Source organism: Dyadobacter sp. 3J3 (assembly GCF_009801115.1).
In the GTDB taxonomy this organism is placed as follows: domain Bacteria; phylum Bacteroidota; class Bacteroidia; order Cytophagales; family Spirosomataceae; genus Dyadobacter.
Genome location: NZ_VTOL01000009.1, coordinates 77294 through 92781 on the forward strand (window position 1 = coordinate 77294; position 15488 = coordinate 92781).

A 15488-nucleotide genomic window follows, 5' to 3' on the forward strand; every position below is an offset into this window, starting at 1 on the left:
TTTTTTATGGACGTCAAATTTTCTACTTTTGCCCGGAAAAAAATTGTATTTTGAAGAGACCATTTACACACTATATCGCTTCAAAATTCAGTTTTGGAAGTTCAAAATGAAACTTTTAGATACAATTTTCACACTTACCACCAATCTCTTTTAAGATCATTCCTATGAAAATTCTTGTTACCGGCGGAGCGGGCTTTATTGGTTCACATACCGTTGTTGAACTTCATGAAGCCGGTTTTGAGCCTGTTATTCTTGACAATCTTTACAATTCAAATCGGGAAGTACTCAACGGAATTAAAGGCATTACGGGTAAAGATTTCCCCTTTTACGAGGTTGACTGTAATGATATTGAAAAAGTAAGAGCTGTATTTGAAAAAGAAAAATTTGACGGTGTAATTCATTTCGCAGCTTACAAAGCAGTTGGCGAATCAGTTGAAAAACCGTTAAATTATTATGAAAATAATATTATTTCCTTGCTTGTCTTATTAAAGGTAATGAAGGAATATAACGTTGACAAATTTGTTTTCTCTTCTTCCTGCACCGTTTACGGTCAGCCTGATGCGCTGCCTGTTACTGAAAGTACTCCCCGCAAGCCAGCAAATTCACCATACGGCAATACCAAAGCAATAGCTGAAGATATTATCCGCGATCACGTTCATTCTGCACCTGGAATTAAAGCGATTTCATTGCGTTATTTTAACCCGATCGGAGCGCACGAAACTTCTTTGATTGGTGAATTGCCAAATGGTGTTCCAAGTAATCTTGTTCCTTTTATTACACAAACTGCTGCCGGACTTCGTAAATCGTTAACAGTTTTCGGAAGCGATTATGATACAGCCGACGGAACTTGCGTACGCGATTTTATCCATGTGGTAGACTTGGCCAAAGCACATTTAAAAGCACTTCAATTACTTGATTCGCAAACTGATAAAAATTATTATGACGTTTTCAATGTAGGCACCGGGCAAGGTTACACAGTTTTGGACCTTATCAACACATTTGAAAAAGTAAGCGGTGAAAAACTTAACTATTCCATTGGACCACGCAGGGAAGGTGATGTGGAAAAAATATATGCACAATCAGACAAAGTAAATTCTGTCATGAAATGGACTGCCGAAAAAACGATGGCGGACGCACTTCTTGACGCATGGAATTGGCAACTAAAAATCACACCAAAAAAATGAAAAAAATCTTAATCACCGGAGGTGCCGGCTTCATAGGTTCACACGTTGTTAGACGTTTTGTAGTACACCATCCTGAATACCACATTTATAACCTGGACGCCCTGACTTACGCAGGAAATCTGGAAAATCTTCGTGATATTGAAAACGCACCAAATTACACTTTTGTAAAAGGTGATATCGTTGATGCTGAATTTATTGACAAATTAATTTCTGAAACTGATTTTCATGGCATTATCCATCTTGCAGCAGAAAGTCACGTAGACCGTTCGATTTCTGATCCGATGTCGTTTGTGATGACCAATGTTGTTGGAACTGTGAATTTACTAAATGCTGCGAAAAAAGCCTGGAAGGAAAATATGGCTGACCACAGATTTTATCACGTTTCGACGGATGAAGTGTATGGTGAATTGCACGATCCGGGTACTTTCTTTACGGAAACAACCAGCTACGATCCACGTTCGCCATACTCGGCCTCAAAAGCTTCTTCGGATCACTTTGTAAGAGCATACCAGAATACTTATAATCTTCCGGTTGTCATTTCAAACTGTTCAAATAACTACGGACCAAATCATTTCCCGGAAAAACTGATTCCGTTGATGATCCACAACATTATTCAAAATAAACCGCTTCCTGTTTATGGAAAAGGTGAAAATGTTCGTGACTGGCTTTTTGTAGAAGATCACGCGATCGCTATCGATACCATTTTCCATAAGGGCAGAAACGGTGAAACTTACAACATCGGCGGACATAACGAGTGGAAAAATCTTGATCTGGTACTTTTATTGTGCCGCGTAATGGATAAAAAACTAGGGCGTGCAGAAGGTGAGACAGAAAAACTGATCACTTACGTTACTGACCGCGCCGGACATGATCTTCGTTATGCAATCGACGCTACGAAACTTTCGGAAGAACTTGGCTGGGAACCTTCCTTGCAGTTTGAGGAAGGCCTTGAAAGAACTGTAACCTGGTATCTTGACAATCAGGAATGGTTAAATAATGTTACCTCAGGCGAATACCAAAAATATTACGACGGAATGTACTCCACCAGATAGTTCGTAAGTTTGCCGGTTGTCTGTGGACAATTGATCGAACAACAACTATAAAACCATTGAAAGAGTCAAAATGAAAGGAATTATTTTAGCTGGTGGATCCGGTACAAGACTTCATCCACTTACATTGGCGGTGAGTAAGCAGCTTATGCCTGTTTATGACAAACCGATGATTTACTATCCGTTATCGATTTTAATGCTGGCAGGAATTAAGGAAATCCTGATTATTTCCACACCACATGATGTGCCTCATTTCGAGAAATTGTTGGGTGATGGCAGTCGTCTTGGATGTTCCATTTCTTATGCTGTACAACCAAGTCCGGATGGACTTGCACAGGCATTTATTATCGGCGAAGAATTTATCGGAAAAGAAAAAGTAGCACTTATTCTGGGTGATAATATTTTCTACGGATCAGGACTTTCTCAATTGTTGCAATCTAACAATGATCCTGAGGGAGGCGTTATTTTCGCTTACCAGGTTCAGGATCCTGAGCGTTACGGTGTTGTAGAATTTGACAAGGATTTCAATGCCTTATCTATTGAAGAAAAACCGGAAAAGCCTAAGTCAAATTATGCAGTGCCTGGTTTGTACTTTTACGATAATCAGGTTGTAGAAATTGCAAAAAGCATCCCTCCTTCCCCACGCGGAGAATTGGAGATCACGGATGTAAACCGTGTTTATCTTGAAAGAAACCAGTTGAAAGTAGGTGTTCTGAATAGAGGAACGGCTTGGCTGGATACGGGTACTTTTCAGTCTTTGATGCAAGCCGGACAATTTGTTCAGGTTATTGAAGAACGTCAGGGTTTGAAAGTGGGATGTATTGAAGAAATAGCATACCGTATGGGCTTTATCACAGCCGAACAATTACGCGAAATTGCCAAACCTTTGGTAAAAAGCGGTTATGGCAAATATTTATTGGGCCTTGTTGCCAATGTTTAATTATTGAAAAAAGTAGTTGTTATCGAATTATCAAGAGTAAATAATTCAGTAACAGCTGCTTTTTGTTTTATAATCCTTAAAATTCATTCAACAAATGAAGTTTCTGGCGGAAGAAATAGAAGTGTATTCCGAAACTCATACTGAGAATGAAAACGAGTTGCTAAAATCTCTTAACAGGGAGACACACGCTAACGTACTCAATCCCCGTATGCTTTCCGGGCATTTGCAAGGGCGGTTTTTATCCATGATTTCCCGGATGATTTGCCCTGAGAAAATTTTGGAAATAGGTACTTACACAGGTTATTCAGCGCTCTGCCTGTGTGAAGGATTAAAAGTTGGGGGAAAACTTATTACCCTCGATATTAATGAAGAGCTTGAAACCCTCACCCAACATTATTTTGACCAGTCCGAATTCAGTAATCAGATCGATTACAGAATTGGAAATGCACTGGATATTATTCCAACCCTGACAGATATCTTCGATCTGGTATTTATGGATGCGGATAAAATCAATTATATTTCCTATTTTAATCTTTGTCTTGACAAAGTCAGGCCGGGAGGTTTTATCCTTGCCGACAATGTTTTGTGGAGTGGAAAAGTAGTGGACAAGGAATTAAAGAAAATAGATAAGGATACTCAAGCGTTATTGGATTTCAACAACATGGTTCACCAGGATCATCGCGTATCCAATATTCTGCTGCCCATCCGTGACGGACTCATGATCCTTCAAAAATTGTAACTCGCAAATCTAACAAGCCAAGCTTTCATCATCTATGAACAAAATTTCCAGCACATACTTAAAAATAACCACACTGGTTTTCTTCTCGTTTGTTTTTCAAATTCAAATTGCGGGAGCGCAAGGCACGTCTCCGGAAATTCCGGCAAGTATCATGTTTGGAGGAATTACGGTAAAATTTGACAGAAGTGCTCAAAATCTGATTGAGGAGGATATCAAAAGCCTGATGTCAAACAGGAAATTCTGGGAAGAAAAGATGGACCGGGCAATATTATTTTTCCCGATTGTGGAAAGTATTTTGATGGACGAAGAAGTTCCTATTGATTTCAAATATCTGGCTGTTCAGGAAAGTTCGTTCAAACCTGATGTTGTGTCAAGCTCCAATGCAGTTGGTTTCTGGCAATTTAAGCCTGAAACGGCTCAGGAATTAAACCTTCGTGTTGATAAAGATGTGGATGAAAGAAAAAATATCAGCTCTTCAACGCATGCTGCGGCCTGGTATCTGAAGAAAAACAATACTCAGCTAAACAACTGGGTTTCTTCTCTTTATTCTTATTACCAAGGTGTTGGTGGCGTAAAAAAACTGGTTCCGGCAAGTTGGTCATATGCGAGAGAAGTTACTTTGAATGGAAAAACGGATCGTTATATGCTTCGCTTTTTTGCTCACAAAATTGCACTGGAAGCTGGTATTGAAAGATACCGCACTACAAATTCCATGGTCCTGATTGAATCAGAATATGGTAAAGGAAAAACGTTTGCTGAAATTTCAAGCGAACTGGGTATTCAGGAAAGAGATTTGAAAAGCTATAACCGTTGGGTAAGCGGTGACAAAATTCCTTCTGACAGAGAATATCTTGTAACATTGCCGGTTCCTTCCAACCTGGTTGCTTCGGTACGTTCCAAATTGTCATTGCCTGCACAAAATCAGCCGACTCTCGCCTCAGCCGGAACATCTGCTTCTAATGCAGTTCCTGACGAAACGGGTTTTCCAATTTTGAAAAAATCAAATGTAAAATCCAGTGGTAAAAATGGATACGGATTTTACGAAATAAATGGATTGCCGGGTATTGAAGCCAAAGCCGGTGATGATGCAAAGAGTATTGCCAAAGCAGGAAATCTCAGAAGACCAAGATTTTTGAAATATAATGATATGTCCGTTGACATGCCGATTATTCCGGGGAATGTTTACTACCTCGCTAGAAAAAATAAGAAAGCAGCCATTCCGTTTCATACAGCAAAAACGGGTGATTCCTGGCAGAGTATTTCTCAGCAATATGGTTTGAGACTGGTCAATCTTTTGAAATTTAACCGCACGATCAGCAAAACCTATCCGCTTCAAACCGGACAGGTTGTATGGCTAAATAAAAAACGACCAAAGAAAACACCGATCGAAATCATTACTCCTAAACCGGTCGACAAAGCCGTTACTGATCCGGTCATTGCATCGGCTCCTACTCAGCAGCCATCTAACAACGACATTCCATCAAACGCTGCCGGAAGAAAAAAATATACTCCTATTTTGGTCGATAAAAATCAGAGCAGTATCGCAAAAGAAGATCAGAACTTTCAACCGGGTGTAGTTCCAAACGTTTCATCACCGTCAACCGTAGAAATTCCGACCGTAGCAGCGGCTCCGTCTGGAAATACAAATGATCGCGTTGTTATAATCACGCAAGACGGAAACGATGGTTCTTTCAAACAGGCTCCTGAACCAAAGGCAGTTCCTAGCAAGCCTGCTGCGAAACCAGCTGGCAAACCCGTCGCTAAAAGAACAGATAGTAATCCATTCTCAACACCGTCAGAAAATGCTTCGCGCACACCGGCTAACACACAGCCGGCCGCGTTCGATAATCCGCTTCCGCCTGTAAAGGAAAAACCAGCTGTTTCAACAGTTAAAGAATCAAAGAATTACCACACCGTTCAGGCCGGACAGACTTTTTACAGTATTTCCAGAATGTACAATTTATCTGTAAAAGAGCTTCTTGCGATAAATGGTTTAAATGATATTGTGAAATTAAGTGTTGGACAGAAACTGATCGTTGGCAAAGAAGCAACAACTGTTTCTGAAAGCGGAACGAACAAAACTTCCGGAAATACGAAAGGAATAGCAGAAGAACGTTCATCTCCCCGCTCTGGCGTTACAACACATACCGTGGCTGCCGGTGAAACACTTTTCCGGATTTCGCAAAATTATCATGTGGGCGTTGAAGAACTTCAAAAGCTTAACAAATTGTCTGGAAACACTGTGATCGTGGGCCAGAAACTTAAAATTCCACAACAATAATAAACAAAAAGAAAAGTGATACTTATTGACAATACCTGCATCAGCGACGATATTGAAGACCAGCTTTTTGTCTGCAATCTGGACAAATGTATGGGCGCATGCTGCGTGGAGGGAGATTCAGGCGCTCCGCTGGATCCTGAGGAATTACCTATTCTGGATAGTATCTACAAACAAGTAGAACCGTATTTAACAGAGGAAGGCAAAAGAGTTATCGCTGCCGAAGGAACCTATACAACAGATGATGACGGCGATTTCGTAACGCCGGTTATTAATGGCAGGGAGTGCGCTTATGCAATTTACGATGAAAGAAAGATATTAAAATGCGGCATTGAACAGGCTTATAACGACGGAAAAATTGATTATAAAAAACCAATTTCCTGTCATCTGTATCCTATCCGTGTTACAAAATACGAACAATACCATGCTCTGAATTATGACCGCTGGGAAATTTGCAGTCCGGCTTGCAGTTTCGGACAACAGCTTGGTGTTCCGCTTTATCAGTTTTTAAAAGAGCCTCTGATTCGTGCCTATGGCCCGAAATGGTATAAGGAACTAACGCAAGAAATTGATGACCGCAAAGAAGGAAGAAAAATATAGTCCGGCAACAAATGATTTTTTCGGAAATGTTTATGATGTCGTTCGTTTGATTCCCAAAGGAAGAGTTACTTCATATGGTGCTATTGCAGCGTATTTGGGTTCCAAAAGAGGTGCGAGAATGGTTGGATGGGCATTAGGCAATAGTTACACGCAGCAAGACGTTCCGGCCCATCGGGTAGTAAACAGAAACGGATTACTAAGTGCAAAACATCAGTTTGAAACACCAACCGCTATGCAGGAAAGACTGGAAAGTGAAGGCGTTGAAGTTAAAGATGATAAAGTTCAGGATTGGAATAATAAGTTTTGGGATCCTGAAAAGGAGTTATCCTGATTAGAAGATATTCAGATACAAAAAAAGCTTGACCGTTTCTGGCCAAGCTTTTTTTGTGTCTGATGTTTTTTTACAAAACTACTTCTTTGTTACTTGAAGTTTCGATTTCCAGTTTCTTGATGATTTTATTGTCTTTGTTATACAGTTCAAATTGATACGTTCCGTCTTCCATTCCTTCTACATCAAAAACGCGGCGGTATGGGCGGTCATCATTTTTCTTTAATACTTCCTGATAAACTATATTTCCTTTACCATCTCTCAAAATTACGTTGACCGAAGCTTCCGGCATTTTATCGATAGCTAACTTTACTTTGTTTGTATTAACAAGTTTGTACATCGAAGCGTCAAACGATGCTACGGATGCTTTAACTTTTTTGTCTGTTTTGTCCGCCTTATTTTCTTTGGCATAAGAAAAAGATACAAGAGAAAAAGCAAGTGTCAATGATAAAACGAATTTGGAAATTGCTGAAATTTTCATGGCTATAATTTTTAAAATTTGAATTTTTATTTAACATGGTTATCTATCTATTAAAAAAGTCCGTGCCAAATAAAATTTTGCATACCAAAAAGAATAAAAAAGTATATAACTATCTATTTATCAAGTATTTGTAATATTTTCGTTAATTTATCAAAGTGTTCAAAGTGTTCATTAGCGAACAAAAAGATCCATTATTGAACATTTCGGACACATTCTGAAATATTGTATGCTTAGATTATTTAATTGAGTACTTGAAACCGTTTTCAAAAATTAAAAATATTTGAAAGGACTCTTGAATGAAAGTTTGTAAATTATTCAGGTGAAGACTTTTAATAACTTATAAGACTGTTCATAAAGTGCATAACCTCTTGCGGGAGACAATTACTGATCCCCAAAATTTGAACAACAAAAAAAGCTCAGCCATTCACGGCCGAGCTTTTCTAAATCCTAAAAACTGTTACCTACAAAACCACAACTTTGTCGTTAGAAGTGGAAATTTCAAGCTTTTTAGTGATTTTACGATCCTTATTGTACAATTCGAAATAGTACGTTCCATCTTCCATTCCTTCCACATCGAAGACGCGACGATAAGGTTGGCTATCTCCTTTTAAAGCTTCCCGATAAATTATATCTCCTTCGCTATTTCTGAGAACTACACTTACAGTGGCTTCAGGAATTCTGTCAATGGCTAGTTTCACTTTGTTGGTATTAGCTACTTTATACAAAGATGCGTCGAACGCTACGACAGATGTTTTATTTTTATTATCAAGTTTTTCACCTTCATTTTCTTTGGCGTAAGAAAATGAAACAAGAGAAAGAGACAATGTCAATGTTAGAACGAATTTGGAAACAGTTGCAATTTTCATGGCTATAATTATTAAAGTTTGAATGTTTATTTAACATGGTTATCTGTCTATTAAAAAAGTCCATGCCAAATAAAATTCGGTGTGCCATTTTACAAAATATCACCTCTAATCATCTGATAATCATCATTTTGAAATAAAAATAAATAAATCATGCGCCAGAACAGGTGTTCATAAGCGAACATAAATTTCTGATACCGAACAATCCGGACAATTTCAGATCTTCGTTTTACCTCCGCTTTCATTGGCGATTCTCTGAATTTGAGGTAATCGACTTGCGGGAATGAGGTTTTTATAATCCCAGAAAGCAGACACACAAACAATTTTCCATTGTCCGTCAATCTTTTCCATCAGTCTTACTTCCTTACTGTGATGGAAATTCTTTTCAGGTTTGTCGCTATTGAACTGGTCCCAGGTAAGATAGGCTACATTATCACCATAAAATTTATACTTTATATTTTTTCGTTCCACCTTCGGATGGCTGGAAAGCGGTTCAGGATTTTCGTTAATGTACTTTCCAATTTGTTTATTGATATCATTCCAGCCAACGTTAGAATCAAAAGTCCCGTCGTCATTACTCCAGGCCTGGAAAGCGTAATCGGTTTGAGCATAATTTGATTTCCATGCCTCGTAATCTCTTGCAAAAAAGGATTCTGTTTCCTTTTCAATGGTTGCCTGAATGGCTTTCTTTTCGTTTTCCTGATTAATTTCTTTTGAGGAATTATCTTTCTTCGGAGTTTCGTAACATGCAGCGCACATAAAAGCTGCAATGAGCATTAATGATACTGTTTTCATAATCCAGAAGTTTAATTTGTTTAACTAAGGTTCTCTTATTCTCTTCATTCCCATTCAAATAATTAATAAAACATACCTACCTTTTATCACCATTTTCTGGTAGAAAGTTACATTAATTATAGAATTAAAACAAGATAAAAATTACCTATTCAATTAAATAAAATGAGGATTTTGGCACAAAGTGGTACTAAGACAGCTAAAAAAACTGACAGATTATTTTAAATGAAAAATGTAGACCTTTTACTTGCTCAGCAAACTTTTTAAACGGTCGTAAAATCCTGTATCCTGGAAAGTAAATTTTTTGTGAAGAATGTAATTGCTGATAAAACTTATACCCATACAAGTCAGCTGGCTAAATAACTTATTGATATCCACCAGTTTTATGGAAAAAGGTATCATGATTTTATATTGACCGACCAGTGTAAGGGAAAGTCTAAACAAGGCATCGGAACCATAAACCGTTATGCAAAATGAAAGGGCTGCTACCAAAGCGAATTTGATCATTTCCCTTTTGCTCTTTGTTTTATTTTTGGTATTAAAGGCAAATATTTTAGTAAGGAAGAAACCCGCCACAAAGGCAACCGCATATCCCGCCGTAAGCGACTGAATGTAAGTAATCGCAAACCAATCCTGTGCAAGCGTACCTATTATAAGCTGTATCAGAACACCTGCCGCTGCAACCAGAAAGTATGCAAAGATATCGCGCAGGTTTAGTAAGTCATTTTTCAAAATAATGTGTTCGTTATTTAATCTTTTGTCAAAACTATCTAAAAAAAACGGGATTGACTGAAAGTTAAAGTTTCCAGTCGATCCCGTTTTTTAATTATGATTTAAATTCAAGCCAGTTTCTTTGCCTTATTATCAGTAAGCAGCCAAAGTCCGATGAAGGTAATCAGCCCGTTAATGATCAATCTTTCAAAACCGAATTTATATCCGTTAAACCATTCTTCTGAATGATTATTGATATAGTAAGTCAAAATCGGCGCGAGGATACAAACAAAAGGAACGTAGCGGTCGATAACCGGTCTTTTCAGATATAAACCAAAAACAAATAATCCGAGTAACGGACCATAAGTATAACCGGCGAGATCGAAAATAGCGGTGATCACCTCTTTATTATTTAGCCTGTTGAAAATTAAAATCACAACATAGAACAAAACTGAAAACCCGATGTGTACCCAGAACTTAATATTGGAACGCTTTTCTTCCGGTTTTTTCTCAATCTCCATAAAGTCGATACAAAAGGCCGTTGTAAGTGCAGTAAGCGCAGAATCTGAACTTGCATAAGTCGCTGCCGTAATACCTAGCAAGAAGGTAATGCCAACAGCCAGACCTAAATGATTGAGTGCCAGCATCGGGTAAAATTCATCAGTCCTGGCAGTTACAGGAATTCCTTTCGCTGCTGCATATACGTAAAGCAAGGCACCAAGTGACAAAAACAGGAAATTCACGACCACTAAAACGGCTGTAAACCAGAACATATTTTTCTGCGCTTCACCGATATTCTTACAGGTTAAATTCTTTTGCATCAAATCCTGATCCATTCCAGTCATCACAATAGCGATGAACATACCCGCAAAAAACTGCTTAAAGAAATTCTTTGAGTCGTTAAAATCCCAGTAAAAAATCTTGGAATAACCACTGTCCTGAACTGTATTCCAGACATCTGAAAGACCATGAAGATTGAGCTCCTGTGAAACCAAAACAATGGTAAGGATAACAGCTGTTACCAGGAAAAAGGTTTGAAGCGTATCCGTCACAATAATTGTTTTCACACCTCCTTTAAACGTATAAATCCAGATCAAGAGAATTGTAATTGCTACCGCAACCTCAAATGGAACACCAAGCGGCTTAAAAAGCGCAATCTGCAAAACCTGAGCGGCAACATATAAACGCACAGCAGAACCCACTGTTCTTGACAAAAGAAAAACAGCCGAACCGGTTTTATATGACCAGAAACCAAAACGTTGTTCTAAATAAGAATAAATTGAAATCAGGTTCAAACGATAGTAAAGTGGCAACAAAACGGTACCGATAACCAGATAACCAAAAATGTATCCGATAACAACCTGGAAATACGAAAACTGGATATTGGCAACTGCTCCGGGAACAGAAATAAAGGTAACGCCGGATAAAGAAGTTCCGATCATCCCGAAGGCAACCAAGTACCAGGGCGACTGCCTGTTGGCGGTAAAAAAGGTATTAGTATCTGCTCCGCGAGAGGTGTAAACCGACACCGTAATCAGCATTGCGAAATAGACAATTAGAATAATTAAAGAAATGTAGGGATTCATTCACCTGTGGGTTTTAAGAAAGCATGAATAATAAAAGAGGTGATAAAAGACTTCGAATAATCTCCACTTTTGATTAGATTTGCTAAACAAACAGAAATTTGGTTGTTATGCAAGTGCTAATAGAAACAGATACAGAAATTCTCGAAAAAACGGTTGAGACCGATTTGATGAAGCTGGTCGTTTATAATGATGATATAAATACATTTGACTGGGTTATAGATACTTTAATGGAGGTTTGTAAACATACCAGCGAACAAGCCGAACAGTGTACCCTGATTATCCACTTTAAAGGAAAATGTTCTGTTAAAGAGGGAGAATTTGAAGAACTGGCCAGTATGAGGAATGAAATTTGCAGGAGAGGTATTTCAGCAGAGATTCATTAATTAAAATCGGCGGTTACTTACTTTATTGCTACACATGAATTATCCGTCCCGTCTTATTGAGGATGCAGTCAGTGAAATTTCCCGGCTTCCAGGAATCGGAAAAAAAACAGCGCTCCGCCTTGCTTTACACTTACTGAAACGTGACGAACAGCAAACCCGTGGGCTGTCAGAAGCGCTCCTGAAAATGCGGACGCAAACCTGTTACTGCGTTCAATGCCATAATATTTCCGATGAAGAATTTTGCAATATCTGCAAGAATCCAAAACGTGATTCTTCGATTATCTGCGTTGTTGTGGATACAAGGGATGTTTTGGCGATAGAAGCTACCAGCCAATTCAAAGGTTTGTATCATGTCCTGGGCGGGATTATTTCCCCTCTGGAAGGAATAGGGCCATCAGATCTTAATATCGATTCACTGATAAAAAGGATTGAGTCAGCTCCGCAGGATGATCGTGTGCAGGAAATTATTCTTGCGCTAAGTCCTACTATGGAAGGCGACACAACTGCCTTTTATTTACAGAAAAAATTAAAACCCAGCGAAGTCAAGGTGAGTACTATTGCCCGTGGAATCCCTATTGGCGGTGATCTTGAATATGCTGACGAAATAACACTTGGTCGCAGTATCGTTAGCCGGGTGGCTTACGATTGAAATGTTTATTTAAAAATCAAAGTATTATGAATAGAACAGATTTTTTGCGCACATTAGCCGGAGGCTCTTTGGCCGTTGGCGCACTTGCTGATTTCGCATTTGCAAAAACTTCATCAGGAATATTGCTTGAAACTGCGCCCTTCAAACAGGCTCCGCTTCCTTACGATTTTGCAGCTTTGGAACCGAGTATAGATAAAATGACGATGGAAATACATTATGGCAAACATCATGCTGCCTATGTAAAAAATCTGAACGATGCTGTAAAAGGTACAGAATACGAAAAGAAAACGCTTGAAGAAATCGTAAAAATGGCTGGAAAAGCGCCGGCTGCAATACGTAACAATGCAGGCGGACACTGGAACCATACTTTCTTCTGGGAAGTGATGGGCGCTGGAAAAGGTGGTGCTCCAAAAGGAGCAGTTGCTGATGCAATCAATGCACAATTCGGTTCTTTTGACAAATTTAAAGAAGCATTTGGCAAAGCAGCTACAACCCGTTTCGGATCTGGCTGGGCATGGTTAACTGCAAAAGACGGCAAACTTGCCATTAGTTCCACTGCAAATCAGGACAACCCGATCATGGATATCGCAGAAGTAAAGGGAACGCCGATTTTGGGACTGGATGTGTGGGAACACGCATATTACCTGCATTACCAAAACAAACGTGCTGACTATATAGCCGCATTCTGGAATGTTGTAAACTGGGATAAGGTAGCTGAGAACCTAAAAAAAGCATAATTATTAATGGTTAAGTGTTAATGGTTAATGTCTAATTCTGAGTCATTAACCATTAACAATTGATCATTAACCATTAATTGCAGTAGCTGCTGATTACCTTATAAGAAGGCATATAACCAAGTTCTCCCGCTCTGCTTAAATCCAGACAACCTTCATTAACCTGTCCAAGGCTGTGCTTGATAATTCCCCTGATATAATATGCTTCCGGGAAATTGGATTTTAGTTTTATTGAACTTGAAAAATCCAGAATTGCACTCATTTGATCTCCAATGGATGATTTTATCAATCCTCTTGAAAAATAAGCATCGGCATACGTCGGATTTAATTCAACCGCCGTGCTGATGTCCAGTAATGCTCCTTTACTATCTCCACTTTTCGATTTACTGACGCCGCGGATATAATATGCTTCCGAACGTTCGGTTGTAAGATCATCTATTTTGATATGTTCCTTCACCTGATTACGCAATTCGTCCAGAATACTTTTTGTTATTTTTCCTTCATAAACGATTTTTTTAGGATCTGAAATGTAAAGGTTTTTTATTTCGATTGCTTTTGTCAGATCAATAACCGCTCCGCGCTGGTCATTTAATTTTGTTTTCGAAAAACCCCTTCCATAGTAAGCTTTATAGTTTTCAGGTTCAATCTGTAATGTTTTGTCATAATCTGCAATAGCACCCTGAAAATCCTCGATTTTATTTTTAGCAAAACCTCTTTTATCATAATATGAACTTTCGTTCGGACTTAATTCTATTGCTTTTGTAAAATCAGCTGCTGCACCCGCGAAATCATTCAGCTCGATTTTTGCATTTCCCCTACCGGCATATGCTCCCGCGCGTTTAGGACTAATTTCAATAACCTTTGAAAAATCGGCCAGACTACCTGCATATTCATGTAAATGCTGTTTGCAGTTTCCACGTGCATATAAGGCCGCTACATCGCCAGGATCCAGTGTTAATGATTTGTCAAGATCCGCCATCGCGCTCCGGTGATTTTCCAGTTTGGCATAACTAACACCGCGGTTATAAAACGATTTTGCATCTTCCGGACTTAATTCAATGGCTCTTGTGTAATCCTGGATTGCTGCGCGATAATCATCCTGCATACTTTTACTCACACCGCGGCTCTGGTAATACAGGGCTTCTTTGGGATTAATTTCAATAGCATGATCATAATCCAGAATAGCACCGCGATGATCCTTTAAATTGGCTTTTGCCAATCCTCTGTTGAAATAACTCGGTGCATGTTCAGGATTGATCGAAACCACCACACTATAGGCCTGAAGAGCGCCGGCAAAATCACTTGCACGGGCTTTGGTATTTCCTTCTTCAAAATATTCAGCTGCGGATCGTTGGGCTAAAATCTGATAAGGCAAAATCAAAATTGTAAAAATAAGAGGAAGAAGAACTTGTTTAACTTTCATGAATGTATAGTTTTTCAATAGATAAGGATTTATGATGTTAATAGGGTTATAAAAGTATTCAAATTATGACTGCGATTTGCAAACAAGTTCTCTATTTTTTGAAGCTTTGCATTGAATTCATATCTTACATAATATAACTACTTTTGTAGATAGAAAAAATTCTAACATTCGTTGTATCAATATTATTACGCTTATACATTATGAACAGCACACCCAAAAAACTCCTTATTTTTGCTTTATCAATTCTGGCTTTTGTAGCCATTTATTTTGTTGTTTTCGCTCCTAAAACAGATATTCCATCTGGTGAAAATTTAGTATCCCAACCGGAAGTTTCGTCATCCGTTTATCTTTCCTCCCTGACTGATCTAAACGGAAATGTTGTTGCGATGGACGAAAACAAGTTAATATTCTTAAACGTCTGGGCAACTTGGTGCGGACCTTGTAACATGGAAATGCCTGGAATTCAAACTTTATACAACAAATATAAGACCAATAAAAAGATCGATTTTTTTATTGTTTCTGACGAAGACGCTGCAACGGTCAATCCTTTTATAGCGCGCAAAGGATACCAGCTTCCTTTTTATCAGTTTGCAGGCGCATATCCTCCGGCATTGGATGGAAATGCAATTCCGAGGACCTATATTATTTACAAAGGAAAAGTAATAGCGCAGGAAGTGGGTGCATCCCAATGGGACACGCCGGAAATTAATAGTTTGATTGAAAAGCAACTGGCAGAAATTTAACAGCA

17 protein-coding genes are annotated in these 15488 nt (G+C 38.7%); 11 read left to right on the forward strand and 6 right to left on the reverse strand.

What is annotated here, in order from left to right; translation table 11 throughout:
• Nucleotides 1-164: 164 nt before the first annotated feature.
• The 7 genes from galE to FZF08_RS19645 all read left to right on the forward strand — a co-directional run bounded on the left by galE (nucleotide 165) and on the right by FZF08_RS19645 (nucleotide 7121).
• Entirely contained in the window at nucleotides 165-1184 is a 1020-nt protein-coding gene (gene galE / locus FZF08_RS19615) for a UDP-glucose 4-epimerase GalE (protein ID WP_159471929.1), read from the forward strand.
• Nucleotides 1181-2236, forward strand: a complete 1056-nt coding sequence (rfbB, locus tag FZF08_RS19620; protein WP_159471932.1) for a dTDP-glucose 4,6-dehydratase — start codon at nucleotides 1181-1183, stop codon at nucleotides 2234-2236. The genes galE and rfbB overlap by 4 nt, the downstream gene beginning before the upstream one ends.
• Nucleotides 2237-2306: 70 nt before the next feature.
• On the forward strand, nucleotides 2307-3173 hold the full coding sequence (gene rfbA, locus FZF08_RS19625; protein ID WP_159471934.1) for a glucose-1-phosphate thymidylyltransferase RfbA: 867 nt from the start codon (nucleotides 2307-2309) through the stop codon (nucleotides 3171-3173).
• Nucleotides 3174-3267: 94 nt separating this feature from the next.
• The gene (locus tag FZF08_RS19630; protein ID WP_159471936.1) at nucleotides 3268-3912 is read left to right on the forward strand and encodes an O-methyltransferase; all 645 of its coding nucleotides are present in this window, start codon (nucleotides 3268-3270) and stop codon (nucleotides 3910-3912) included.
• A 34-nt stretch (nucleotides 3913-3946) separates the two neighbouring features.
• The gene (locus FZF08_RS19635) at nucleotides 3947-6193 is read left to right on the forward strand and encodes a LysM peptidoglycan-binding domain-containing protein (protein WP_159471938.1); all 2247 of its coding nucleotides are present in this window, start codon (nucleotides 3947-3949) and stop codon (nucleotides 6191-6193) included.
• 15 nt (nucleotides 6194-6208) lie between these two features.
• Nucleotides 6209-6790 (forward strand): DUF3109 family protein, encoded by a 582-nt coding sequence (locus FZF08_RS19640; protein ID WP_159471940.1) that lies wholly within the window; start codon nucleotides 6209-6211, stop codon nucleotides 6788-6790.
• The gene (locus FZF08_RS19645; protein ID WP_159471942.1) at nucleotides 6762-7121 is read left to right on the forward strand and encodes an MGMT family protein; all 360 of its coding nucleotides are present in this window, start codon (nucleotides 6762-6764) and stop codon (nucleotides 7119-7121) included. The genes FZF08_RS19640 and FZF08_RS19645 overlap by 29 nt, the downstream gene beginning before the upstream one ends.
• A gap of 70 nt (nucleotides 7122-7191) precedes the next feature.
• Here FZF08_RS19645 and FZF08_RS19650 read toward each other — a convergent pair whose 3' ends face one another.
• From FZF08_RS19650 to FZF08_RS19670, 5 genes are all read right to left on the reverse strand, one after another.
• Nucleotides 7192-7599 (reverse strand): hypothetical protein, encoded by a 408-nt coding sequence (locus tag FZF08_RS19650; RefSeq protein WP_159471945.1) that lies wholly within the window; start codon nucleotides 7597-7599, stop codon nucleotides 7192-7194.
• Between the two features lie 461 nt (nucleotides 7600-8060).
• Complete coding sequence (locus FZF08_RS19655; RefSeq protein WP_159471948.1) at nucleotides 8061-8465, reverse strand: hypothetical protein; 405 nt, start codon at nucleotides 8463-8465, stop codon at nucleotides 8061-8063.
• 213 nt (nucleotides 8466-8678) lie between these two features.
• Entirely contained in the window at nucleotides 8679-9257 is a 579-nt protein-coding gene (locus FZF08_RS19660) for a hypothetical protein (protein WP_159471951.1), read from the reverse strand.
• 240 nt (nucleotides 9258-9497) lie between these two features.
• A complete protein-coding gene (locus FZF08_RS19665; protein ID WP_159471954.1) occupies nucleotides 9498-9986 on the reverse strand; it encodes a GtrA family protein in 489 nt (162 codons plus the stop codon).
• A gap of 107 nt (nucleotides 9987-10093) precedes the next feature.
• Nucleotides 10094-11551 carry a sodium:solute symporter gene (locus FZF08_RS19670; protein WP_159471957.1) on the reverse strand — a complete coding sequence of 486 codons (1458 nt, stop codon included), beginning with the start codon at nucleotides 11549-11551 and terminating at the stop codon, nucleotides 10094-10096.
• A 107-nt stretch (nucleotides 11552-11658) separates the two neighbouring features.
• On the opposite strand from FZF08_RS19670, the gene FZF08_RS19675 reads away from it, so the two are divergent.
• The 3 genes from FZF08_RS19675 to FZF08_RS19685 are packed head-to-tail and all read left to right on the forward strand — an operon-like array spanning nucleotide 11659 to nucleotide 13320.
• A complete protein-coding gene (locus FZF08_RS19675) occupies nucleotides 11659-11934 on the forward strand; it encodes an ATP-dependent Clp protease adaptor ClpS (protein WP_159471960.1) in 276 nt (91 codons plus the stop codon).
• A gap of 34 nt (nucleotides 11935-11968) precedes the next feature.
• The gene (recR, locus tag FZF08_RS19680; protein WP_159471963.1) at nucleotides 11969-12583 is read left to right on the forward strand and encodes a recombination mediator RecR; all 615 of its coding nucleotides are present in this window, start codon (nucleotides 11969-11971) and stop codon (nucleotides 12581-12583) included.
• A gap of 26 nt (nucleotides 12584-12609) precedes the next feature.
• Nucleotides 12610-13320: a superoxide dismutase gene (locus FZF08_RS19685; RefSeq protein WP_159471966.1), complete on the forward strand. Its 711-nt coding sequence runs from the start codon at nucleotides 12610-12612 to the stop codon at nucleotides 13318-13320.
• 73 nt (nucleotides 13321-13393) lie between these two features.
• Here the strand turns inward: FZF08_RS19685 and FZF08_RS19690 are convergent, their stop codons facing one another.
• On the reverse strand, nucleotides 13394-14740 hold the full coding sequence (locus FZF08_RS19690; protein ID WP_159471969.1) for a tetratricopeptide repeat protein: 1347 nt from the start codon (nucleotides 14738-14740) through the stop codon (nucleotides 13394-13396).
• Nucleotides 14741-14940: 200 nt separating this feature from the next.
• Here FZF08_RS19690 and FZF08_RS19695 point away from each other — a divergent pair, with 200 nt between their 5' ends.
• A complete protein-coding gene (locus tag FZF08_RS19695) occupies nucleotides 14941-15483 on the forward strand; it encodes a TlpA disulfide reductase family protein (protein ID WP_159471972.1) in 543 nt (180 codons plus the stop codon).
• Nucleotides 15484-15488: the final 5 nt, after the last annotated feature.